The 22,487-nt window shown below is 70.4% G+C and carries 22 protein-coding genes; 13 read left to right on the top strand and 9 right to left on the bottom strand.

Features of this window, described 5'->3' with window-relative positions; all coding sequences use genetic code 11:
• Positions 1–17 precede the first annotated feature (17 nt).
• From ACFY8O_RS12750 to ACFY8O_RS12725, 6 genes are all read left to right on the top strand, one after another.
• Positions 18–362, top strand: a complete 345-nt coding sequence (locus tag ACFY8O_RS12750) for a DUF742 domain-containing protein (protein WP_387902520.1) — start codon at positions 18–20, stop codon at positions 360–362.
• A gap of 174 nt (positions 363–536) precedes the next feature.
• Positions 537–1,172, top strand: coding sequence for a GTP-binding protein (locus tag ACFY8O_RS12745; protein ID WP_387901229.1), 636 nt, complete (start codon positions 537–539; stop codon positions 1,170–1,172).
• A gap of 264 nt (positions 1,173–1,436) precedes the next feature.
• The gene (locus ACFY8O_RS12740; RefSeq protein ID WP_145806053.1) at positions 1,437–1,847 is read left to right on the top strand and encodes a roadblock/LC7 domain-containing protein; all 411 of its coding nucleotides are present in this window, start codon (positions 1,437–1,439) and stop codon (positions 1,845–1,847) included.
• Positions 1,848–1,956: 109 nt separating this feature from the next.
• Positions 1,957–3,045 (top strand): DUF6397 family protein, encoded by a 1,089-nt coding sequence (locus tag ACFY8O_RS12735; RefSeq protein WP_387901227.1) that lies wholly within the window; start codon positions 1,957–1,959, stop codon positions 3,043–3,045.
• A complete protein-coding gene (locus tag ACFY8O_RS12730; RefSeq protein WP_387901225.1) occupies positions 3,039–3,527 on the top strand; it encodes a GNAT family N-acetyltransferase in 489 nt (162 codons plus the stop codon). Before ACFY8O_RS12735 ends, ACFY8O_RS12730 begins: the two co-directional genes overlap by 7 nt.
• Before the next feature lie 216 nt (positions 3,528–3,743).
• Positions 3,744–4,376, top strand: a complete 633-nt coding sequence (locus ACFY8O_RS12725) for an LAETG motif-containing sortase-dependent surface protein (RefSeq protein ID WP_145804934.1) — start codon at positions 3,744–3,746, stop codon at positions 4,374–4,376.
• 228 nt (positions 4,377–4,604) lie between these two features.
• Here ACFY8O_RS12725 and ACFY8O_RS12720 read toward each other — a convergent pair whose 3' ends face one another.
• Entirely contained in the window at positions 4,605–6,698 is a 2,094-nt protein-coding gene (locus tag ACFY8O_RS12720) for a SpoIIE family protein phosphatase (protein ID WP_387901222.1), read from the bottom strand.
• Between the two features lie 180 nt (positions 6,699–6,878).
• Between ACFY8O_RS12720 and ACFY8O_RS12715 the strand changes: the two genes are divergently transcribed.
• Positions 6,879–7,937 (top strand): enoyl-CoA hydratase/isomerase family protein, encoded by a 1,059-nt coding sequence (locus ACFY8O_RS12715; RefSeq protein WP_387901220.1) that lies wholly within the window; start codon positions 6,879–6,881, stop codon positions 7,935–7,937.
• A gap of 373 nt (positions 7,938–8,310) precedes the next feature.
• Here the strand turns inward: ACFY8O_RS12715 and ACFY8O_RS12710 are convergent, their stop codons facing one another.
• The 3 genes from ACFY8O_RS12710 to rhaI all read right to left on the bottom strand — a co-directional run bounded on the left by ACFY8O_RS12710 (position 8,311) and on the right by rhaI (position 13,150).
• The gene (locus ACFY8O_RS12710; protein WP_387901218.1) at positions 8,311–9,792 is read right to left on the bottom strand and encodes a rhamnulokinase; all 1,482 of its coding nucleotides are present in this window, start codon (positions 9,790–9,792) and stop codon (positions 8,311–8,313) included.
• A gap of 82 nt (positions 9,793–9,874) precedes the next feature.
• On the bottom strand, positions 9,875–11,920 hold the full coding sequence (locus tag ACFY8O_RS12705; RefSeq protein ID WP_387901215.1) for a bifunctional aldolase/short-chain dehydrogenase: 2,046 nt from the start codon (positions 11,918–11,920) through the stop codon (positions 9,875–9,877).
• A 63-nt stretch (positions 11,921–11,983) separates the two neighbouring features.
• Entirely contained in the window at positions 11,984–13,150 is a 1,167-nt protein-coding gene (rhaI, locus tag ACFY8O_RS12700; RefSeq protein ID WP_387901212.1) for an L-rhamnose isomerase, read from the bottom strand.
• Between the two features lie 211 nt (positions 13,151–13,361).
• Between rhaI and ACFY8O_RS12695 the strand changes: the two genes are divergently transcribed.
• The gene (locus ACFY8O_RS12695) at positions 13,362–14,120 is read left to right on the top strand and encodes an ArsR/SmtB family transcription factor (protein ID WP_387901209.1); all 759 of its coding nucleotides are present in this window, start codon (positions 13,362–13,364) and stop codon (positions 14,118–14,120) included.
• 79 nt (positions 14,121–14,199) lie between these two features.
• Here ACFY8O_RS12695 and ACFY8O_RS12690 read toward each other — a convergent pair whose 3' ends face one another.
• Positions 14,200–14,427: a hypothetical protein gene (locus ACFY8O_RS12690; protein WP_387901207.1), complete on the bottom strand. Its 228-nt coding sequence runs from the start codon at positions 14,425–14,427 to the stop codon at positions 14,200–14,202.
• Positions 14,428–14,512: 85 nt separating this feature from the next.
• The gene (locus ACFY8O_RS12685) at positions 14,513–14,992 is read right to left on the bottom strand and encodes a hypothetical protein (RefSeq protein ID WP_387901205.1); all 480 of its coding nucleotides are present in this window, start codon (positions 14,990–14,992) and stop codon (positions 14,513–14,515) included.
• 181 nt (positions 14,993–15,173) lie between these two features.
• Here ACFY8O_RS12685 and ACFY8O_RS12680 point away from each other — a divergent pair, with 181 nt between their 5' ends.
• Entirely contained in the window at positions 15,174–16,034 is an 861-nt protein-coding gene (locus ACFY8O_RS12680) for a pentapeptide repeat-containing protein (protein WP_387901203.1), read from the top strand.
• Positions 16,035–16,044: 10 nt separating this feature from the next.
• On the opposite strand, the gene ACFY8O_RS12675 is transcribed toward ACFY8O_RS12680, so the two are convergent.
• Positions 16,045–16,581, bottom strand: a complete 537-nt coding sequence (locus tag ACFY8O_RS12675; protein WP_387901200.1) for a GNAT family N-acetyltransferase — start codon at positions 16,579–16,581, stop codon at positions 16,045–16,047.
• Positions 16,574–17,119 (bottom strand): SRPBCC family protein, encoded by a 546-nt coding sequence (locus ACFY8O_RS12670; RefSeq protein WP_145804915.1) that lies wholly within the window; start codon positions 17,117–17,119, stop codon positions 16,574–16,576. Before ACFY8O_RS12670 ends, ACFY8O_RS12675 begins: the two co-directional genes overlap by 8 nt.
• Before the next feature lie 143 nt (positions 17,120–17,262).
• Between ACFY8O_RS12670 and ACFY8O_RS12665 the strand changes: the two genes are divergently transcribed.
• Positions 17,263–18,615, top strand: coding sequence for a radical SAM protein (locus ACFY8O_RS12665; RefSeq protein ID WP_145804913.1), 1,353 nt, complete (start codon positions 17,263–17,265; stop codon positions 18,613–18,615).
• A gap of 67 nt (positions 18,616–18,682) precedes the next feature.
• On the opposite strand, the gene ACFY8O_RS12660 is transcribed toward ACFY8O_RS12665, so the two are convergent.
• Positions 18,683–19,339, bottom strand: coding sequence for an NADPH-dependent F420 reductase (locus ACFY8O_RS12660; protein ID WP_145804911.1), 657 nt, complete (start codon positions 19,337–19,339; stop codon positions 18,683–18,685).
• A gap of 185 nt (positions 19,340–19,524) precedes the next feature.
• On the opposite strand from ACFY8O_RS12660, the gene ACFY8O_RS12655 reads away from it, so the two are divergent.
• From ACFY8O_RS12655 to ACFY8O_RS12645, 3 genes are all read left to right on the top strand, one after another.
• Entirely contained in the window at positions 19,525–20,076 is a 552-nt protein-coding gene (locus ACFY8O_RS12655) for a glycoside hydrolase family 25 protein (protein ID WP_145806049.1), read from the top strand.
• Positions 20,077–20,238: 162 nt separating this feature from the next.
• Complete coding sequence (gene ctaD / locus ACFY8O_RS12650) at positions 20,239–21,969, top strand: aa3-type cytochrome oxidase subunit I (protein ID WP_145804909.1); 1,731 nt, start codon at positions 20,239–20,241, stop codon at positions 21,967–21,969.
• 36 nt (positions 21,970–22,005) lie between these two features.
• On the top strand, positions 22,006–22,347 hold the full coding sequence (locus ACFY8O_RS12645; protein WP_387901196.1) for a hypothetical protein: 342 nt from the start codon (positions 22,006–22,008) through the stop codon (positions 22,345–22,347).
• Positions 22,348–22,487 lie beyond the last annotated feature (140 nt).

The following is a 22,487-nucleotide window of genomic DNA, read 5'->3' as shown; positions in this document are numbered from 1 at the left end:
ACGCCGACGCCGGCCCTCTGGTCCGCCCCTACGCGGTCACCGGGGGACGCACGAAGCCGGGACCCAGCGGCGTGCGCTTCGACCTGATCGCCCTGGTGGCTGCCGACGACGGTGGCCCGGACGGACCCGGCGAGGCGCTGCTGGGCCCCGAGCACCGGGCGCTGCTCGCTCTGTGCAGGGACGAGACCCAGTCGGTCGCCGAGCTCTCGGCGGAGGCCGATCTCCCGGTGGGAGTGGTGCGGGTGCTCCTCGGCGACCTGCTCGAAGCGGGATGCGTCCGCGTCAGCAGGCCCGTTCCTCCCGCGCAGCTCCCCGACGCGCGCATCCTCCGGGAGGTCATCGACGGCCTCAGGGCGCTCTGAGAGTTTCCGTAACCGTCATGTGCACCTCCCACTCACGACGAATATCGACGGCGTCCGGGCCATGAACGAAGCAGTCCGGGCATGTCCATCAAAAACTGTTCACCTTCCTCGGCGACCGCCCCTGCTTGCCATGCTGTCGCCCCTTACTGATGGCACTCGCGAGAGAAGTGATCGATGTCCTCCGAGCACGTGGACGGCGCAGGCGGGGAAGAGTCGGGAGACTCCACGTCCCTGGCCCTGAAGATATTGGTGGCCGGCGGCTTCGGCGTCGGCAAGACCACCCTGGTGGGCGCGGTGAGCGAGATCCGCCCCCTGCGGACCGAGGAACTCCTCAGCGAGGCGGGGCAGTCCGTCGACGACACCGGGGGAGTGGACCAGAAGACCACCACGACCGTCGCGATGGACTTCGGGCGGATCACCATCAGGTCCGGCCTCTCGCTGTACCTGTTCGGCACGCCGGGTCAGGACCGGTTCTGGTTCCTGTGGGACGAGTTGTCACAGGGCGCCCTCGGAGCCGTCGTGCTCGCGGACACCCGCAGGCTGGAGGACTGCTTCCCGGCCGTGGACTACTTCGAGCACCGCCGTATCCCCTTCGTCGTCGCCGTCAACTGCTTCAGCGGTGCCCGCACCTACGCCGAGGACGACGTCTCCCGCGCACTCGACCTGGACAGCGGTACGCCGGTGGTCCTGTGCGACGCCCGCGACCGTGCCTCGGGGAAGGAGGTCCTGATCCGGATGGTCGAGTACGCGGGCCGCATGCACACGGCCCGGCTCCTCGACAGGGTCGGCCGGGCGACGGGGACGGAGTGAGGGACGGGACCGGGGTCCGCGACGCGGAACCGGGGGTGGAGCGGGGCGCGGAAACGGGACCCCGCCGGGTTCGGAAGGAGGCCGGCACGCGGCGGCACTGCGGCCGTCCGACCCGGGGAACGGCGCCGGACGCACGCCCGAGGACGATCGCCTGGAGGTGGCGAGAAGCAACGCCCCCCGGGTGGAGGGGAGCTTGCCCGCATGGGAGGCGTGCGCAAGGCTTGCGCGAAATGCGGGGAACATATGAACGGGGAGGACGAGCACATGGCGCTGGACCGGGGACTCGACTGGCTTCTCGACGATCTCACCAGCCGGGTGAAGCAGATCCAGCACGCGCTCGTGCTGTCGAACGACGGGTTGGTGACCGGAGCCAGCACCAGCCTGGCCCGGGAGGACGCGGAGCACCTGGCGGCGGTCTCGTCCGGGCTCCAGAGCCTCGCGCGGGGGTCCGGGCGTCACTTCGGGGCGGGAAGAGCACGCCAGACCATGGTGGAGTTCGACGAGGCACTGCTCTTCGTGACCGCTGCGGGCGACGGGAGTTGCCTCTGTGTACTGAGTGAGGCCGAGGCCGACGTCGGCCAGGTCGCCTACGAGATGACACTCCTGGTCAACCGGGTCGGCGAGCACCTCGGGGTGACGGCACGACAGGGAGCCGACCCGCTGGACCGCCTCTGACCTGCGTGTGAGGTGGGCAGACCGAAGTTGTCCACAGGCTCGCACAGGAACACCGCCCCCGGGCTACCGTGGTCACGGAGAGTATTCGACCTCACGGGGGAGGACGGTCATGACCAGTACGGGAGCCAGGGAAGCCGCGAACGTCACGGGGACGGGCGTGGGGGTGGACATCGCGAGGGTGGACGTCACGGAGGCTGGCGTCACCGAGGCTGAGGAAGCTACGCACGCCACGGCTTCGACGACGGTGTCCGTGGCGCGAGCTTTCCAGGAACTGGGCCTGCAGCGCGGTGAGTTCGACCTCGCCGTTCATCTGGGGCTGGTCGCGACGGAGCACGCCACGGGCGGGGCGGCGCCGAGGGTCCGCCGCCAGGAGATCGACCGGTTGCGCGCACTGCCGGGCTTTCCCGAGTCGCTTCGGGTCCGTGTGCGCACCGCGGGTACGGCGGAAGGGGCGGCCCTGCTCGGCGTGAGCCCTGCGCGCTTCACCGGCCTCGCACGCATCGGGTGCATCACGCCGGTGGCGTTCTATCTGAACCGCTACCGCGCGGTCGTCTGGCTCTACCGCGTGGAGGAACTCCGCGCCTTCGCCGCGGGAGAACCCGACCTGGTCGGCGGGAAGGGCCCGGCGGGGATGCGCGCCTTGCTGGACGCCGGAACGGACCGGCGAGCGCGTAACTGGCGTTCACGCAGGGTCGAGAGACTGCTGAGCCGCACGGAGGACCCATGGGCGCGTGCTGCCCTGCACGCCTCCGGGCTGGATGCGGTGCAGCTCGCGGAGGTCGTGGACGACCCGTACGAGCGCGCCCACCTCACGCGGACGCGGCCGGACCTCGTGTACGGCCGGCCGGGGTCCCTGGCGGGGAAGGAGGCCATGGCGAAGCTGATGCTCGCGGACGACCCCGACGAAATCCTCTGGCGCAGGGTGAATCTGACGCTGGAGCTGGACCGGGCGCGTGAGGCGCGCCCCGCACCCCGACCGGGGTACGCATCCGTCCCCGGGCATACCCGCGCGTCCGCTCCCCCGACCGTGGCGGCGCCGAACAGGACGAGCGGCCGAGCCCTCCGCCGGCCGGGGACGCGGCGCCAGGATCCGGGGCGGGGCCTGCTCGCCCGCATCGGTCTGCGCAGGCCCACGGGCAGGGATCACTCATCCAATTGCATCGTGCGGCCGGTACCGCCATCCTTGCCCCCATGTTGATCAGAGAAGCCACCGCCGAGGACTGGCCCGCCATCTGGCCGTTCTTCCACGAGATCGTCGCCTCGGGTGAGACGTTCACGTTTCCACTGGACCTCGGCCGCGAGGAGGCCCAGGGCTGGTGGATCCTGACGAAGCCCAGCCGTTCGGTGGTCGCGGTCGACGAGGCCGGCACGGTCCTCGGCACGGCCAAGATGAACCGGAACCACATGGGCAACGGCTCGCACATCGCCAGTGCCAGCTACATGGTCGCCCCGGAGCACTCCGGGAGGGGCGTCGGACGGGCCCTGTGCGCATACACGCTGGACTGGGCGCGTACGGCCGGTTACCGCGCCATGCAGTTCAACGCCGTGGTGGAGACGAACACCCACGCGGTGAAGCTGTACCGGTCCCTCGGCTTCGAGATCGTCGGAACCCTGCCCGAGGGGTTCAACCACCCCACCGAGGGCTATGTGGGTCTGCACATCATGCACAAGCGGCTCTGACGGCGCCCCGCAGCCGGCCGGGAGGTCTGGCGGCGGGGCGTATTCCGGCCATCCTGCGTGTGTCCGTCATGTCACAAGTAGCGCTGATGTGGGTGTGGTTGGTGGCTCGGCGATGTGTGGGCGGTGTGTGGGGGGCGGCTGCACTTCGTGTGAGCGGGGGCAGTACTGTGCGCCCCACCGCCTCTCCGGCGGTGAACTCATATGGAGGAAGAATCCATGACCATACCCAGGAGATCGTGGCGTGGCGCGGGAGCATTCGCGGCCGCTGCGGTGGTCGGCCTGGCAGGCGGAGTGCTCTCCGCCGGTCCGGCCGCAGCTCACACCCCCACCTGGGCCGTGACCTGCTCCGAAGTGACGCTCAATCTGACCCAGTACTCGGCCGACGCCACCAACCAGGTGACCGTCTCCGTGGAGGGTGGCGACGTGCTGCTCCCCACGACCGAGTTCGGCAGGGAGTACAGCACCACGACGCCGCTCCAGCTCCCGAAGCACGACAAGGAGCTGACGGTCCGCCTGGTCGTCAAGGCCGGTGACGACGACAAGTACTCGGTCGACCAGACGAAGACGGCCCCGGTGTGCGAGGGAACCACCCCGGAGCCCACTCCCCCCGTGGAGAAGCCTTCGGCGACCCCGAGCACCGAGCCGGCGAAGCCCGAGGCTCCCGCGCCGAGCGAGACCGCCACGGAGGCCGCGCCCGCCCCGGCGGAGCCGAGCAGCAGCGCCCCCGACCTGGCCGAGACCGGTTCGTCGTCCGCGACGCCCGTGATCGGTGGAGCAGCGCTCGCGGTTCTGCTCGCCGGTGGCGGCATCCTGTGGTCCGTCCGTAAGCGCCGCAGCGTGCAGCACTGACGTACCCAGGCAGTCCGGGCCGTAGGTGGTCGTCCACCTACGGCCCGGAGACAGGGCGCGCCGTGCCGGTTCCCGGTGCGGTGCGCCTTTGGCGCGTCCAGGAGCGGGTTGCGGGCATGTTCGCGTGACCCCAGAGGCAACGGGATGCCGGACGCGCCGAACACCGCGGCAGCCGCACAGGCACCGGCGGGCGCCGGTGCGGCGGCGCCGTCCCCGTCGGCCCTGTGCCTACGAGACCGGGCCGATCTCGCACCAGACCGCTTTCCCTTCGCCCCGCGGCTCGATCCCCCAGCGCTGGGCCACCGCGTCGAGGAGCAGCAGGCCGCGTCCGGAGGTCGACGTCTCCCCCGGAGTGCGGCGCCTCGGCCAGACACTGGAGCGGTCCTGGACCGAGAGCCTGACGCGCCGCACGGGCTCCGGGAGGACCTCCAAGGTCAGCACCGCGCCACCCTCCGTGTGCAGCAGCACGTTGACCAGCAACTCTCCGGTGACCAGCACCGCGTCGTCAGCCAGACCGCTGAGATCCCAGTCCTGCAGCGCCTGGCGCACGATCGAACGGGCCTCCGACAGCCCTTGCGGATCCGCCTGGTGGATGTACTGGTGCAGTCGTGGCGCACGGGGTGACCCGACATCAGGACTGCGCCGTACGACCAGCAGGGCGACGTCGTCGCCCGATCCCCACCGCTCCCACAGCCGGTCGGACAGGTGGTCGGCGAGCGCCTCGGCGCCGTCCGGCCCGCCACTCACCTCGTGGATGAGGGCGGCGACACCCGTGTCGACGTCGGCTCCCGGCTCCTCCACCAGACCGTCGGTGTAGAGGACCATCGTCTCGCCGGGTACCAGGTCGAGACGGGTCTCGGGGAACTCCTCGTCCCGGAAGTCCGTGGAGATCCCCAGGGGCAGGCCTCCCCGCACCTGGGGGACCCCGACCCTCCCGTCGGTGTGCCTGATCAGCGGACCGAAGTGTCCGGCACGGCAGACGCGCACCTCGCCCATGGCGAGGTCGACCTGGGCGTACGTACACGTCGCGAAGCGGTCGGTGTCCAACTCGGCGAGGAAGCGGGAGGCGCGCGCCATGACGGTGGCGGGGGGGTGCCCCTCCGATGCGTACGCACGCAGGGCGATCCGCAACTGCCCCATGATCGCGGCAGCGTGGGTGTCGTGGCCCTGAACGTCCCCCACCACCACGCCGATGCGGTTCCTCGGCAGCGTGATCACGTCGTACCAGTCGCCGCCGACCTCGCGTCCGCTCCAGGCCGCGTGGTACCGGACGGCGATCTCGCCGCCCTCGATCTCCTGGATGCGCCGGGGGAGCATCGCCGACTGGAGGCCGGTCGCGAATTCGCGTTCCTCGTCGAAGAGGATCGCCCGTTGCAGCGACTGCGCCACGATGGCGGCCAGCCCCAGGCAGAGGATGCGCTCGTCCGCGTTGAAGACGGTGCGATCACGGTAGAAGAGGGCGAGACCGCCCAGTGAGCGTGCCTGGGCGATCAGGGGCAGGTAGGCCACGGCGCGGAACTTCAGGCGGCCGATATGGGGTTCGAGCACCGGATAGCGCCTGATCAGCGAAGCGAGCGAGGTGATGAACAGCGGGCGCCCGCTCAGGATCGTGTCCCCGAGAGGCCGTGTCGGGTCGAGCCGACCCGAACCCAGGTCTTCGAGGACGTCCACGGACTCGCCGCTCAGCGCGATGATGTTGAGCGCGGAATCCTCCACCAGGCCGAGTGCCAGTCCGTCGGCGCCGATCCCCACCAGGCCACCTGGTCCCGTGAGGGCCGCCGTGACGTCGTCGACGGTCACCGCACGTGACATCGCCGTCGTGGTGCGCTCGACGATGCTCGACTGGCGGCGGCGCCGCTTTTCCAGGTCCAGGACGAAGGCCGAATGGGTGACCTCGGCCGTCGCGTCCCGTACCACGCCGATGACCCGGTGTGCCCGTCCGTCCTCGGACCGCAGGATCCGCGCCTGGACGTGGGTCCACTGGTGGGTTCCGTCCTCCAGCGGCACCTGGAAGTGGACGCTGTAGGAGTGGCTCCCGCCGGAGATCGCCTCGTCGATGGCGCCGTCGAGGCGAGCCCGCTCCTTGGCGTCCAGCCGCTCGACCACGGCCGACGGCCGCGCGTCGAAGGTCGCGGGATCGAGACCGAAGACCTCCAGACCCGCCTCGTCGACGTCCAGGGTCCTGGAGTCCAGATCCCACTCGAAGCTGCCGGTGCGGTTCAGGGCCAGGCGCTCAGCAGGGGCCGTTTCACCGGCGCAGCGCCGGTCGAACCGGAGCCGCGCATCCGCGTCGCCGTCTGCTCGCCGTGAAGTGTCGCTCATGCCTGCTCCGGAGATCGTCCGGCGGGGGCTGCTGGACGTCGCGGCCCATAGATTCCAATTGTCGAGCCCGTGGTGCGGGAGTGCCACAGCGGTCGCGCCGGCGGACCCGGCGCGAACGGCCCAGGACGGGCGTCGCAGAATGGCCCGCAGAGATCGTCCACGGCTGACCGGAGCGCACCCATGAACGTCGACGAGCCCGTCCTGCTGCACACCGAGGGCCACGTCCGCCACATCGTCCTCAACCGTCCGCGGGCGCTGAACGCGCTCACCCACACCATGGTCCTGGGCATCGAGGAAGCGCTCATCGAGGCCGCCGCCGACGAATCGGTCACGGCCGTCCTGATCAGGGGAGCCGGCGACCGAGGCCTCTGCGCGGGCGGGGACATCCGTTCGATCTACGAGGACGCGCGCGCCGGCCGCCGCGCGTCCGTCGGTTTCTGGCGCGACGAGTACCGGCTCAACGCCCGGATCGCCCGTTTCCCGAAGCCGTACGTCGCGCTCATGGACGGCATCGTGATGGGCGGTGGCGTAGGGGTTTCCGCACACGGGGACGTCCGGATCGTCACGGAGCGTTCACGCGTCGCGATGCCCGAGACCGGCATCGGCTTCGTCCCGGACGTGGGCGGTACCCATCTCCTCGCCTCGGCGCCCGGCGAGCTCGGCGTGCACCTGGCCCTGACCGGCCGTGCCGTGGGTGCGGCGGACGCCATCCTGTGCGGCCTGGCCGACCACTTCGTCCCGGCGCACGCGCTCGCCGAGCTTGTCCGCGACCTGTCCCGGAGCACGGGCGCCGCGGAGGTGGCGGACACGGTACAGCGTCACGCGACGGAGGCCCCCGGAGGGGAGCTCGCCGAGCAGCGCGCGTGGATCGACGACTGTTACGCGGCCGACACCGTCGAGGAGATCGTCGAACGGTTGCTGAAGAGCGGCGTGGCAGCGGCCGAGGAGACAGCCGCCGCACTTCTGGCCGTCTCACCCACGGCGCTCAAGGTCACGCTGGCCGCCGTACGCGGGGCCCGGCGGCTCGGCGGTCTCGAGGAAGTACTCGACCAGGAGTTCCGTGTCTCCTGCCGGGCCTTCGCCGGACCTGATCTGGTGGAGGGCGTCCGCGCACGGATCATCGACAAGGACCGCAGCCCGCGATGGAGCCCTGCCGACCTCGATGACGTCACCGCCGCCGACGTCGCCCGTCACTTCGAGCCGCTCGGCGACGAGGAGCTCGGGCTGGCCTCCCGCTGAGAGGGGACCCCGCCGCCGGGGACGCGCTGTTGTCCGGGCCGTGAGGGTCGGCGCGCGCCCTTCGGCCGGCCTGCGCTGTCAGCGCGCGCGGGCCGGCGCGCCGGCTGGGACCACCACGGGTCGACCTGCCAGCCGACCCGCGCGCCTCACCGCCCCGGGCCACCGAGGGCTGACGCTTCCCCCGGCCTACCGGACTCAGGCCGAATCGGTCACCCCGCGCCCGCCCGCCCGCGCGCGCCAGCCCTCACGGGCCGGCCCGCGCGCCCTCCGTGCATGCGCTCCGGCCCGCGTGCCCTCGGGACATGCGCTCCGGCCCGCGCGCCCTCCGGGCATGCGCTCCGGCACGTGGCGGCCCCGCCCGGACAGCCGGAGGTCACCCGCGGATGCCCAGCCGGTCCGCGGCCCTGTCCCAGGGCCCCACGTCGCCCTGCGGGGTGTAGTGACGCACGTCCTGGGTGCGGGCGACGAGCCGCCGCATGTCCGCGAGTCCGCCTACCAGACCGTGGGCCCGGGCCTGGATCAGCACATTGCCCAGCGCGGTGGCCTCCGCCGGCCCCGCGGTGACCGGCAGACCGGTCGCGTCCGCGGTCCACTGGCAGAGCAGTTCGTTGCGCGAGCCCCCTCCGACGAGGTGGATGCGCGTGACCTCACGCCCGGCCAGCCGTGCCGCCTCGCGCAGCGTCCCGCGATGCGCCAGCGCCAGGCTCTCCAGGACACACCGCACGTATCCGCCACGACCGTCCGGCGGGGCCTGCCCGGTTCTGGCGAGAGCGGTGTCGATACGCGCGGGCATGTCCCCCGGCGCCAGGAACACGGGATCGTCCGGGTCGATGACCGCTCCGAACGGCCTGGCCCGCGCGGCCTCCGCCAGCAGGCCCGGCAGGCTCGTCGGCGTACCGTCGCGGTCCCACGTACGCCGGCATTCCTCGAGCAGCCACATCCCCATGATGTTGCGCAGGTAGCGCACGGTGCCGTCGACGCCGCGCTCGTTGGTGAAGTTCGCCGCCCTGGACTCCTCCGACAGCACGGGCGCGTCCAGTTCGAGACCGGCCAGCGACCAGGTGCCGCAGGAGACATATGCGAAGCCCGGCTCCGACGTGGGAACCGCGGCCACGGCGGACGCGGTGTCGTGTGAGGCGACGGTCGTCACCGGAGTTCCGGCGGGCAGGCCTGTGTACTCGGCGACGTGCGGAAACAAGGTGCCCGCGCGCGTGCCCGGCTCGCGCAGCGCGGGGAAGAGCTGACGCTCCAGGCCCAGTCGCTCGATCAAGGTGTCGGACCAGGTGCCGGTACGGGCGTCGAAGAGGCCGGTCGTCGACGCGTTGGTCACCTCCGCGCCCCTCGCCCCGGTCAGCCAGTACACCAGCAGGTCGGGCATGAGCAGGAGCGTCCGGGCCGCCGCCCACTGTTCCGTGGAACGCTGGGCGGCCAGCTGGAAGACCGTGTTGAACGGCAGGTGCTGCAGTCCGTTGACCTCGTACAGCTCCTTCGCGGAGACCTGGGCGAGCACCTCTTCGGCGGCGGCGCCGTTGCGGCCGTCGCGGTAGTGGAACGGCACCCCGAGGAGCGACCCTCCGGCGTCGAGGAGGCCGTAGTCCACGGCCCAGGTGTCGATGCCCACGGAGGTGACGGGACCACGGAGCGCCGCGGCGCGCAGCCCGTCCAGCATCCCCTGGAACAGGGCCAGCACGTCCCAGCGCAGCCCGTCGGGGATCCGGACCGGGGTGTTGGCGAAGCGGTGCGTCTCGTGCAGCACCAGTTCGTCCCGGCCGACCGTGCCGGTGATGACCCGGCCGCTGGTGGCGCCCAGGTCCACGGCGGCGAAGACCGGGGCGTGTCGTGAAGTCGCAGGCATGGAACTCTCATCCGATCAGGACGGAGCCGCGCCCCGGCGCGTTCGAGGAACAGCGTCCGGGGCGCGGCTCGGTGACACGTGGTCAGCGGAGGAAGGCCGCCGCCACCCCGGCGTCGACGGGGATGTGGAGGCCGGTGGTGTGGGTGAGGTCTCCACCGGTCAGGGCGAAGACCGCGTTGGCGACATGCTCGGGGAGCACCTCCCGCTTGAGGATCGTGCGCTGGGCGTAGAACTCGCCGAGCTTCTCCTCCTCGATGCCGTACGTCGCCGCGCGCTGCGCCCCCCACCCCGCCGCGAAGATCCCGGAGCCACGGACCACGCCGTCGGGGTTGACCCCGTTGACCCGGATACCGTGTTCGCCGAGCTCGGCGGCCAGCAGCCGCACCTGGTGCGCCTGGTCTGCCTTCGTGGCCGAGTACGCGATGTTGTTCGGGCCCGCGAACACGGCGTTCTTCGACGCGATGTAGACGATGTCCCCGCCGAGGCCCTGCGCACGCATCACCCGCGCGGCCTCCCTGGACACCAGGAACGATCCGCGCGCCATGATGTCGTGCTGGAGGTCCCAGTCCCGGGCCGTGGTCTCCAGGAGCGGCTTGGAGATCGAGATCCCGGCGTTGTTCACGACCAGATCCACGCCGCCGAAGGCGAGGGCCGCGGCCTTGAACGCCTCGGCGATCTGCTCCTCGGACGTGACGTCGACGGTCACGGCGACGGCCTTGTCCGGCCCGCCGAGATCCTCGGCCACGGCCTGGGCGTTCGCGGTGTCGAGGTCGGCGACGACGACACAGGCGCCCTCCGCGACGAGCCGGTGCGCGATCGCCTTGCCGATGCCCGACCCCGCGCCGGTGACCAGCGCGACCCGGGTAGCCAGTGCCTTCGGTTCCGGCATCCGGCGGAGCTTGGCCTCCTCCAGCTCCCAGTACTCGATGCGGAACTTCTCCGCTTCGTCGATCGGCGCGTACGAGGAGACCGCCTCGGCGCCCCGCATCACGTTGACGGCGTTCAGATAGAACTCCGCCGCGACCCGGGCGGTCTGCTTGTCCTTGCCGAAGGAGAACATGCCCACGCCGGGCACCAGCACGATCGCCGGGTCCGCCCCGCGCATCGCGGGGGAGCCGGGGATGGCGTGCCGCTCGTAGTAGGCGCGGTAGGCGTCCCGGTACTCCTCGTGGAGCTCCTGCAGCCGGGCCACCGCTTCCTCCAGCGGCGCGTCGGCCGGCAGGTCGAGGACCAGCGGGCTGACCTTCGTACGGAGGAAGTGGTCGGGACAGGACGTGCCGAGGGCGGCGAGGCGCGGGTGCTCCGCACGCGAGAGGAAGTCCAGCACGTGCGCCGCGTCGGTGAAGTGCCCCACCTGAGGCCGGTCCGTGGACGCGAGCCCCCGGATCACCGGCGCGAGGGCCGCCGCCCGTTCCCGTCGCGCCTCGGGGTCCAGGGCCTCGCGGCCGGGGAGCACCGGACCGAACGGCTCCGCCTTGCCGCGTTCCTCCAGGAACGTCTCGGCGGTCCGGATCATCCAGAGGGCGTTGCGCTCGCACTCCTCGGACGTGTCCCCCCAGGCCGTGATGCCGTGACCGCCCAGGATCACGCCGACGGCCTGGGGGTTGGCCTCCTTGACCGCCGCGATGTCGAGGCCGAGCTGGAATCCGGGCCGGCGCCAGCCCACCCAGGCCACCTTGTCGCCGAAGCACTCGGCGGTCAGCTTCTCGCCGTCGGCCGCGCACGCCAGCGCGATGCCGGAATCCGGGTGCAGATGGTCGACGTGCGCGGCCTCGACCAGCGCGTGCATCGCGGTGTCGATGGAGGGGGCGGCACCCCCCTTGCCATGGAGGCAGTAGTCGAACGCCGAGACCATCTCGTCCTCGCGCTCCACCCCCGGATACACGTCCTTGAGCGCGCGGACCCGGTCGAGCCGGAGCACGGCGAGCCCGGCCTCGGTCAGGGTGCCGAGATCGCCGCCCGAGCCCTTGACCCAGAGCAGCTCGGCCTCGCCGCCGGTGACCGGATCGGTCTCCGTGGCCTTGGCCGACGTGTTGCCACCGGCATAGTTGGTGTTGCGGGGGTCGGAGCCGATCCGGTGGGCGCGCTCCAGGAGCGCGGCGACTTCGGCGTGCGTCGCGGACGTCATGACAGTTCCTTCGGGAAGAGGACGGGGACGGGCGGGTGGGGACGTACGGCGGGGGAGCGACGCTCAGGCGCCCCAGCCCGCCTGCTCCCCGCCGACGCGTTCGGAGGCGATGCGCTCCTGGTTGCCGGAGGCGAGGTAGGCCGCGAAGGGGTCCCGGGCCAGACCGAGCTCCTCGCGCACCTCGGCGAGCAGCGGGCGTACGTCCGTGTTGAACGCGTCCATCAGCACACCGTTGGCGGCGAGGACGTCGCCGGAGCGCTGCGCGGCGGCCAGTGCCGAGGCATCGATCAGCAGCGCCTTCGCGGTCGCTTCCTGGACGTTGGTCACCGAGCGGATGACGGCCGGGATCTTGGCCTCGATGTTGTGGCACTGGTCGAGCATGAAGTTGACGTCGGTCTCGGGCTCCAGACCTCCGTTGACGGCCACCTCGTGCATGATCCGGAAGAGCTGGAACGGGTCGGCGGCGCCCGCCATGAGGTCGTCGTCCGCGTAGAAACGGGAGTTGAAGTCGAACGCGCCGAGCTTCCCCTCGCGCAGCAGGAACGCGACGATGAACTCGATGTTCGTGCCCGGGGCGTGGTGACCGGTGTCCACGACGACCTTTGCCTTCGGGCCGAGCTTGAGGCAGTGGGCGTAGGCGGTGCCCCAGTCCGGGACGTCGGTCGCGTAGAACGCGGGCTCGAAGAGCTTGTACTCCAGCAGCATGCGCTGGTCGTCACCGAGGCGCTCGTACACTTCGGCCAGAGCCTCGGCCAGCCGGTCCTGGCGGCCGGCGATGTCGTCCTGGCCCGGGTAATTGGTCCCGTCCGAGAACCAGAGCTTCAGGTCGGGCGAGCCGGTGGCGTCCATGATGTCGACGCACTCGAGCAGATGGTCGACGGCCTTGCGGCGGACCTTCGGGTCCGGGTGGGTGACCGAGCCCAGCTTGAAGTCGTCGTCCTGGAACACGTTGGAGTTGATCGCGCCGATGCGCAGTCCGAGCTCCTCCGCCCGGCGGGTCAGTGCCGTGTAGTCCTCGACCCGGTCCCACGGGATGTGCAAGGACACCTTCGGTGCGACCCCGGTGTACGTGTTCACCTGCGCCGCGTCCGCCAGTTTCTCGAACGGGTCACGAGGGACACCGGGCTGGGCGAAGACCTTGAAGCGGGTCCCGGAGTTGCCGTAACCCCAGGACGGCGTCTCGATGACCTGGGACTTCAGAGCTGCCTTGACGGCCGACACATCAGACATGAACACCTCGTAAGCAGAGTCATCCGGCGACCGGTCAGATCGGGATGTGAATCGTTTCATCCGGAACGTACGCTAGGTTTGGCCCATGCTGCCAGTCAAGCAGCCAGTCAAGTTTCTTCTGGACTTGAATCAATTCATCACCCCTGATGAAGGGCTTCCTGTGGTCTTGTCGGCATTGACATGTGACCAAAAGGTCACCTATTTTGGAGGGATGGACGTGGTCTTCAAAGCCCTGGCCGACCCGACGCGGCGCAGTCTGCTCGACGAGCTCTTCCGCGAGGACGGGCAGACACTGAGTGCGTTGGAGGCCCGTTTCGACATCACGCGGTTCGCGGTGATGAAGCACCTCAAGCTGCTGGAGGCCGCGGGGCTCGTCGTCACGCGACGCCAGGGGCGGGAGAAGCTCCACTTCCTGAACCCGGTGCCCATCCGGCTCGTCCACGACCGGTGGGTGAGCAAGTACGCGGAGCCCTGGGCCGCCGGGCTCAGCGAGCTCAAGAGCCGACTGGAGAACGTCATGGAGAAGGTCTTCGAGATCTACATCCGCACGACCCCCGAGCGACTCTGGGAGGCGATCACCGATCCCGAGATCAGAAGCAAGTACAACTTCGGCGCCCGCGTCACCTCCGACTGGACCGAGGGTTCACGCTTCGAGATGGCAGCACCAGGCGCTCCTGGGCCGCTCGGAGAGGGCCGGAATCTGGAGGTGGACCCCCCGCGCAGACTCGTGCAGAGCATGGTCGCCCTCTGGAGTGACGAGGTGCGCAGCGAGGGGACCAGCCGCGTCACCTGGGAGATCGAGCCCGTCGGCGACTCCTGCCGGCTCACCGTCACCCACGACGAACTGCGCGACGGCGCCAGCGAGGAGCTGTACGGCGGTTGGCCGATGATCCTCTCCGGCCTGAAGACATGGCTCGAGACGGGCGAGCTCCTCGCCACGCCTGGCTCGCTCATGTACACCGACCGGTAGCCGCGCCGGTGGCCCGCCACGGTGGGCGCCCCGCCGGGGCGACCGGCCCCGGACGCGGCGCGCCCACCACGCGCGGGTTTCAGCGATCCGACCCGCTCAGGCTCGGCTGCAACTGCCTGACAAGAGCGAAGAACCGGTCCTCGTTACCCGACAGGCCCGCATCCCGCAGAGCCTCGTCCGCCTCCTCGATCGGGGAGGTGAGCAGAGGCATGTAGAGCGGGGCATCCGCCGGGTCGGCCAGCGCGGCGCGTGTGGCCGCCAGCAGACGGACGTACGCCTGGGCCGCGGCGATTTCTGCTTGGTGCATCTCAGCATCTCCCCGTCAGAGGTGTCGGACCGTCAAGCATCCCTCATGGGTCTGACAACGCACCGCAGCCGATGCCGACGGATGCTCAGGAACGCCCTGTGGACGGCGCCTCGACCTCGACGTACCGCCGCCGCCGTGGCCCGCGGTACAGCAGAGCCGTCCAGCCCAGCCGACGCAACACCGTCACGCAGCCGTGCAGCGCCTCCTCCTCGCCGTGAGCCGCCCCGCTGCCCGGCGGACCCGTCCACTCGACCCGCACCGAGCCGGACGCCTCGCCCGCGCAGACCCGGTAGCCGGTGGCAGTTCGCTCCCCGGAACGGCCCACGGCGGAGGGGGAGATCCCCGCTGCCTCCAGCGCGAGCGCCACGGCCCGCACCGGCCGGTGCAGTTCCCACGCGGCAGGCGCACCCTCGGGATCCGCGCTCCCCGCACGGGTCAGCCGCCTGATCTGGAGCATCCCCTCGAACGCGGTCCGCACCTCCCCGGCCCGCACGCCCGGCGGCGCGGTGGCCGCCGGACCGTCGCCGGTGGCGGGCTCGAACCCCCCTCCCTGCGCAGCGTTCACGTCCTGTCCCCTCACCGGTACCGAGTCCTGGGGTCAAGTGTGCGCCCGCCCACCGACAGCGGAGCCCTCCTCACGCGCGGCGGCCGCACCGGCAGGCCCCGCCACCGAGGGCCACTCCTGCCGGTGGGCCCGGCCCACCCCTAAACTCTGAGGCGACCGACACGACGGAGGAACCGCGCACGTGCCCGACAACCACCCGACCACACCGCACTTCACCGACCGGGCCGACCTGAGGGCGGACTGTGCGAACTGCTTCGGGCTGTGCTGTGTGGCCCTGACGCTCACCGCGTCCGCGGACTTCGCGATGGACAAGGACGCGGGAACTCCCTGCCCTCACCTCGCGGACGACTTCCGCTGCGGCATACACACCCGACTGCGCTCGGCGGGGTTCTCCGGCTGCACGGTGTACGACTGCTTCGGCGCGGGTCAGAAGGTCTCCCAGGACACCTGTTCCGGCAGGGACTGGCGTTCCGACGCACAGGCCGCCCAGGAGATGTTCCAGGTCTTCCCAGTGATGCGCCAGCTCCACGAACTGCTGTGGTATTTGACCGAGGCGCTCGCCCTCCCGGCCGCGTCCCCCGTCGCCGCCGAGCTCCGGGAAGCGCTGGCCGCCACGGAACGCCTCACCCGCCGACCTGCCGGGGAACTCGCGGAGTTCGACGTGTCCGCACACCGCGGCGAGGTGGCGCCCCTGCTGCTGCGCGCCGCCGAACTGCAGCGCGCCACCCTTCCCCGGCGCACGAAGCGCAGCCACCGGGGCGCCGATCTCATCGGCGCCCGGCTCTCCGGCGCCGATCTGCGCGGAGCCGAACTCCGTGGGGCCTACCTGATCGCCGCCGACCTGCGCGGAGCCGATCTGCGGTGCGCCGAACTCATCGGCGCCGATCTCCGTGACGCCGACCTGTCCGACGCCGACCTCACCGGAGCCATCTACCTCACCCAGGCCCAGCTCAACGCGGCGAAGGGCAACGCCGCCACACGGCTGCCGCCCTCCCTGACCCGGCCGGGGCACTGGGCCGAGGCCGGGTCAGGAGGAGCGTGAACACCACGGCTCAGGACGTGAGTTCGTCCCAGTCGGCCTCCACGTAGCCGAGCATGCGGTTCATGGCGATCACCTTCGCGTTCGTGGGATGGTGCACGGTGCGGACGAGGCGCACCCCGCACAGATCCGCGAAGCCCATCCCGTGCACCTTCATGGCGACGGCCACACCCGCTCCCCGGAACGCCCGCCGCACGCCGGTCATCTCGTTGAACACACAGCCGGACCCGCGGCGGTCGGAGGTGGCGGCCATCCCGACCCACTCGTCACCCGCGAGCGCCAGGACGACGCCGCGCGGATCGAACGACGGCACGTCGACGCGTTCGCGCAGGTACTCCTCGTACGAATAGAACGGCCCCCGCCCGGGGATGTCCGCGGCGCACTCCTTGTTGAGTTCGTACAGCAGGCGTCGCTGCGCAGGGCCGTCGCCGAGCTCCGCGAGCGTGGTCAGCCGTACCCCGGCGGCCCGGCAGCGCTCGGCGTACGGCGCCCAGCGGTCCGCGTCGAACGTGCCGACGTCCAGTTCCATCCTGACCCACGCCTCAGCCATGACCGGGACCACCCTCCACACCGCCGGACGCCCCGGCGCCCTTCTGCTCCAGCGCGTCCCTGAGCCGATCCAGGGTCGTGCGGATGTTCACCCGCTGGAACTCCGCGAACGTCTGGCCCCGCGTCGCGACGCGGTCGAAGGCGTTGGCGAGCAGGTCGGGCCATGCCCGCCGGTCGTCCGTCCAGGTCTCGGTGACCCGGGTACCACCGTCGACCGCCTCGAAGCGGTACTCCCACAGGGCGATGGGCCCGGGAAGCAGGGGACGACGGGCCCCTATCGCGTGGACGCGAAAGGCAAACCGCTGCCCCGGATCGGCGGCCGTCACCGTGCACCTCGTGGTCCAGCGGAAGGGCCCGCGCTTGTTGCGGCCCTCGAAGACCATGCCGACGTGGGTACCCCGGTGTTCACCGAGAACCCGCGCGCCCAGGTTCTCCGGACTCCAGCGCCCCATGGCGGTGGGGTCGCTCACCTGCTCGTACACGGTCGACGGGGTCACCCTGATCAGAACGCTGTCCGACACGGACATGGTGCGGGGCATGAGCGGTACTCCTCCTCCTCTGCCGCCGGGGCGCCTGAGGGGAACCCGGGCGGATCACGTGCGAACGGTCGGCGATGCTGGTTCGTTGGACAGTGTGTCGTACACGCAGTCGCAGTCAGGAAACCGGACCGAGGAGCCCGCACATGCCAAGCCCCATCCAGCTCGGAACCACCCGCACCGCCGAGCCTCCCGGTGCGCGGACGCGTCTGGTGGAGCGGCTCATGGAGCGGTTCCCCCATGTGCCGAGAGAGGCGGTGATCAAGGAGGACCTGCTGCGTGGCGGCATGGCGTTCGACGAGTCCGCGCTGAGTGACAACGAACACGGAGACGTCAAACCGAAGTCGTACTTCATCTTCTCCTTCGACCACGGGACCCTGCCCGAGCTCGGGGCCGCCGCCCTGCGCAGGCCCCCCGAGGAGATCGTGCTCACGGGCGGCGCCTACGACCTGCGCCGCACGGTGGTGTCGGTGCGGGTCAATCCGGCCTCCCCCTACCGCGTGGCCGCCGGTCCCGACGGCGTGCTGGGCCTCTATCTCGACGGCGCCCGCATCTCCGACGTGGGCCTGCCCCCGATGCCGGACTACTACCGCCACACCCTGGAGAACGGCAAGTCCGTCATGGAGGTGGCCCCCACCATCCAGTGGGGCTATCTGATCTACCTGACGGTCTTCCGGGTCTGCCAGTACTTCGGTGCCAAGGAGGAGTGCCAGTACTGCGACATCAACCACAACTGGCGCCAGCACAAGGCGGCGGGCCGTCCCTACACGGGCGTCAAGGACGTCGACGAGGTCCTGGAGGCCCTGGAGATCATCGACCGCCACGACACGGCGCGGACGACTACGGCGTACACGCTCACCGGCGGCGCCATCACCTCCCACATCCAGGGTATGGACGAGGCCGACTTCTACGGGCGGTACGCCAAGGCCATCGAGGAGCGGTTCCCCGGCCGATGGACCGGGAAGGTCGTGGCCCAGGCCCTCCCCAAGGCCGACGTCCAGCGCTTCCACGACTACGGCGTGCAGATCTACCACCCCAACTACGAGGTGTGGGACCGCCGGCTCTTCGAGCTCTACTGCCCGGGCAAGGAACGCTACGTCGGACGCGACGAGTGGCACCGGCGCATTCTCGACTCGGCGGACGTCTTCGGCGCCCGCAACGTGATCCCCAATTTCGTCGCCGGCGTGGAGATGGCCGCACCCCACGGATTCACGACCGTCGACGAGGCCATCGCCTCGACCACCGAGGGCCTGCGCTTCTTCATGTCGAACGGCATCACGCCGCGCTTCACCACCTGGTGCCCCGAGCCGACCACCCCCCTGGGCAGGACCAACCCGGACGGCGCGCCGCTGGAGTACCACATCAGACTGCTCGAGGCCTACCGGGCCACCATGGAGGAGTACGGCCTCTCCTCACCCCCCGGATACGGCCCCGCGGGTGCGGGCCGCGCCGTGTTCTCCGTCAGTTCGTTCATGGACAGCCTTCCGGCCGGGAACTGACGCCGGCCCGGCCCTCGCACCGTGCGCCCGGAGGGTGCGGCACGAGGGCCGGGGCACTCCCGCGGGGTCAGGCGCGCCACTCGGCGGTGCGCTCCGGGGACGCCTCGGCGAGGGCCTGCTCGATGGCGGCGGCGTCACCGCGATTGCCGTAGACCGGTGTGCCGGGCTGCTGACGCCAGGAGTCGTCGATGCCGCCCGCGTCGACGGTGTCGAAGCCGAGCTCGTCGATCAGGTCGCGGACCACCTGCTTGGCCGACGCGTCGTCGCCGGCGACGGGCAGGGCCTGCCGGCCGGCTGTGCCGCGGGGGAGACCCTTGTCGAGGATGTCCTGCGCGTAGGTGCCGTTGAACGCCTTGATCACCGGATGACCGATCTGCTGCTCGGCCCACCGGCTCTCCGGCAGGCCGTCCTCGATCGCGGCGATGCGCCCGTCCCGCTGCGGGTAGTAGTTGCCCGTGTCGATGACGGCGACGCCCTCCGCCGCCCCGTCGAGGAGTCCCGAGGGCAGGGCGGGGACCGCCTTGAGCGGTACGGTCACCACGACGACCTGAGCCCCGCGTGCCGCCTCCGCCGAGGTGACGGGCGTCGCTCCCGTCTCCTTCGCGAGCGCCTCGAGGGTCTCGGGGCCACGGGAGTTGGCGACGGACACCTCGTGGCCGAGTTCGGTGAGACGCCGGGTCAGGTTGCCGCCGATGTTGCCCGCTCCGATGATGCCGATCTTCATGATCAGACCTTTCGCTGCAGAGTGTCCGGGAAAGAGCTCTCGCCGGGTCACCAACCCTCGGAGGGCGGGCGCTATTCCGCTGTGCCGAATCGGTTCCGCAGCCGGGCAGGGGATGGGACCGCCCCGGGTGGGAACCCATGGAGTGAGAAAGCGGAACCTCGGTGCCCCATGTGGAGGCGATGCCCGTGCTGCACGGTGTCGATGTCAGCTCCTATCAGACCGAATTCGACACGGACGGACTGGATTTCGTCTTCGTCAAGTCCACCGAAGGCCGTTCCTATGTCAATCCGAAACTGAAAGGCCAGGTGAAACGCGCCAGGGACGCAGGGTGTGTCATCGGTTTCTACCATTTCCTGTGGCCGGGTCATGCCAAGGAACAGGCGGCTCATTTCGTCGACAGGACCCCTGAGCGTGCGGGGGATCTCCTGGCCGTCGACTGGGAGCGGACCGGTGACGGGACCCACGCGACGAGCGCGGACAAGGACCGCTTCATCCGTGAGGTGAAACGGCTGAGGCCGGGTCACCGTGTCCTGCTGTACTGCAACCGCACCTTCTGGCTCGACCACGACACGACCTCCTACGCCGGTGACGGACTGTGGATCGCCGACTACGGCACGGCCGGGAAACCGCGCATCGAGGCGGACTGGCGCATTCACCAGTACACCGACGACCCGCTCGACAAGGACGTGGCCGACTTTCCCACCCGGGAGGCGATGCGGGCCTGGGCCGAGGTCTGAGGGCGGCCCGGCCGTCAACCACGGCATCCCGGCCATCGGCCAATGGAGTGCCCTTTCCCAGCCACTGGTGCAGTGCGCACGCCGATGACCTGCGGCACCGCCGCAGGGAGTCCATTCTGGTCGCCGAGTCAGCAATCGGCCGTCGACCGAAGGAGTGCCGCAGTGACGACGAGGGGTCCCTCAGCATCGGTGGAAGCCGATGCCGCCTACCAGGACGAACTGCCTGTGCGGCGTCGGCAGCCGGGGAACGTGGTCATCAGGTGGCTCACCACCACCGACCACAAGACGATCGGCACTCTCTACCTGACCACCTCGTTCGCCTTCTTCATCATCGGTGGTGTGCTGGCCCTCGTCATGCGCGCCGAGCTGGCCCGTCCGGGTACGCAGATCATGTCGAACGAGCAGTACAACCAGGCGTTCACGATGCACGGCACGATCATGCTGCTGATGTTCGCGACGCCGCTGTTCGCCGGATTCGCGAACTGGATCATGCCGCTGCAGATCGGCGCGCCCGACGTGGCGTTCCCGCGGCTGAACATGCTCGCGTACTGGCTGTACCTCTTCGGCTCGCTGATCGCGGTGGCCGGCTTCCTCACCCCGCAGGGCGCCGCCGACTTCGGATGGTTCGCCTACACCCCGCTCACCGACTCGATCCGCACGCCCGGCGTCGGAGCGGACCTGTGGATCATGGGTCTGGCCTTCTCCGGCTTCGGCACGATCCTCGGTTCGGTCAACTTCATCACCACGATCATCTGCATGCGCGCACCCGGCATGACGATGTTCCGCATGCCGATCTTCACCTGGAACGTCCTGCTGACCGGTGTCCTGGTCCTGCTGGCCTTCCCGGTCCTCGCCGCCGCACTGCTGGCCCTGGAGGCCGACCGCAAGTTCGGCGCACAGATCTTCAACCCGGCCAACGGAGGCGCACTGCTCTGGCAGCACCTCTTCTGGTTCTTCGGGCATCCCGAGGTGTACATCATCGCCCTGCCGTTCTTCGGCATCGTCTCCGAGATCATCCCGGTCTTCAGCCGGAAGCCGATCTTCGGTTACGTCGGCCTGATCAGCGCGACGATCGCCATCGCCGGTCTCTCTGCGACGGTGTGGGCCCACCACATGTACGTCACCGGCGGTGTGCTGCTGCCGTTCTTCTCCTTCATGACATTCCTCATCGCCGTGCCGACCGGTGTGAAGTTCTTCAACTGGATCGGCACGATGTGGAAGGGATCGCTGTCCATGGAAACGCCCATGCTCTGGTCGATCGGCTTCCTGGTCACCTTCCTCTTCGGCGGACTCACCGGCGTACTCCTGGCCTCACCACCGCTGGACTTCCATGTGTCCGACTCGTACTTTGTGGTCGCGCACTTCCACTACGTCGTCTTCGGCACGGTCGTCTTCGCCATGTTCGCCGGATTCCACTTCTGGTGGCCGAAGTTCACCGGCAAGATGCTGGACGAACGGCTCGGGAAGATGACGTTCTGGACGCTGTTCATCGGCTTCCACGGCACCTTCCTGGTGCAGCACTGGCTCGGCGCCGAGGGCATGCCACGTCGCTACGCGGACTACCTCGCGGCCGACGGCTTCACCGCCCTGAACTCGATCTCGACGATCTCCTCGTTCCTCCTGGGACTGTCGATGCTCCCGTTCCTCTACAACGTCTGGAAGACCGCGAAGTACGGAAAGCCGGTCGTGGTCGACGACCCGTGGGGGTTCGGCCGCTCGCTCGAATGGGCGACCTCGTGCCCGCCCCCGCGGCACAACTTCCTGACCCTTCCGCGGATCCGCTCCGAATCGCCTGCGTTCGACCTGCACTATCCCTCGATCCGCGCACTCGAGGAATCCGTCAACCGGCCCCACGAATCCGTCACGGTGGCGCCCGGGGACAAGCAGGAATAGGAATCCGGGACGACGGCCCCAGGAGAGGAGGAGCTGGTGGAGCCGGAAAAGGAGAGCGCCCGGGGACTGGCCCAGGTGGAGGGCTATCTGCTCTGGAACGCCGAGGTGGCGGAGGCCCGTCGGCACGCCCGGCTCTTCACCGACGCGATGCCCTGGCTCACCACCGCCCAGCGTGAGGAGGTCGAGCGCGTGTACGTCACGGACAGGGTGGCCCTCTCCAAGGAGATGCTCACGCGGATCGCCGCCAGGGCGGTGGAGCTCCGGGAGGAGTACAGCGCGCGCTACGACCGGCTCCGCGCTCGCTGTGTGGCCGTGTCCGTGCTGACCGTGGGGGCCTTGTGCGGAACCTGCGCCGCGCTCACCCTCGTCGGCCGCTGACACCACGTCGGGGGGCCCGCCCCGGGGGCGGGGGGCCCCCCCCCCCCCCCCCCCCCGCGCCCCCCCGGCCGCCGGGGGGGGGGCCCCCCCCCCCCCCCCCCCCCGCCCCGCGGGCGGCCGGGGCCCGGCCCCCCCGGCCC

The sequence above is a fragment of the Streptomyces argenteolus genome (assembly GCF_042902585.1).
GTDB lineage: Bacteria > Actinomycetota > Actinomycetes > Streptomycetales > Streptomycetaceae > Streptomyces > Streptomyces argenteolus.
The sequence above is the reverse complement of the archived record's forward strand: the minus strand, read 5'-3'. Positions and strand labels throughout refer to the sequence as shown.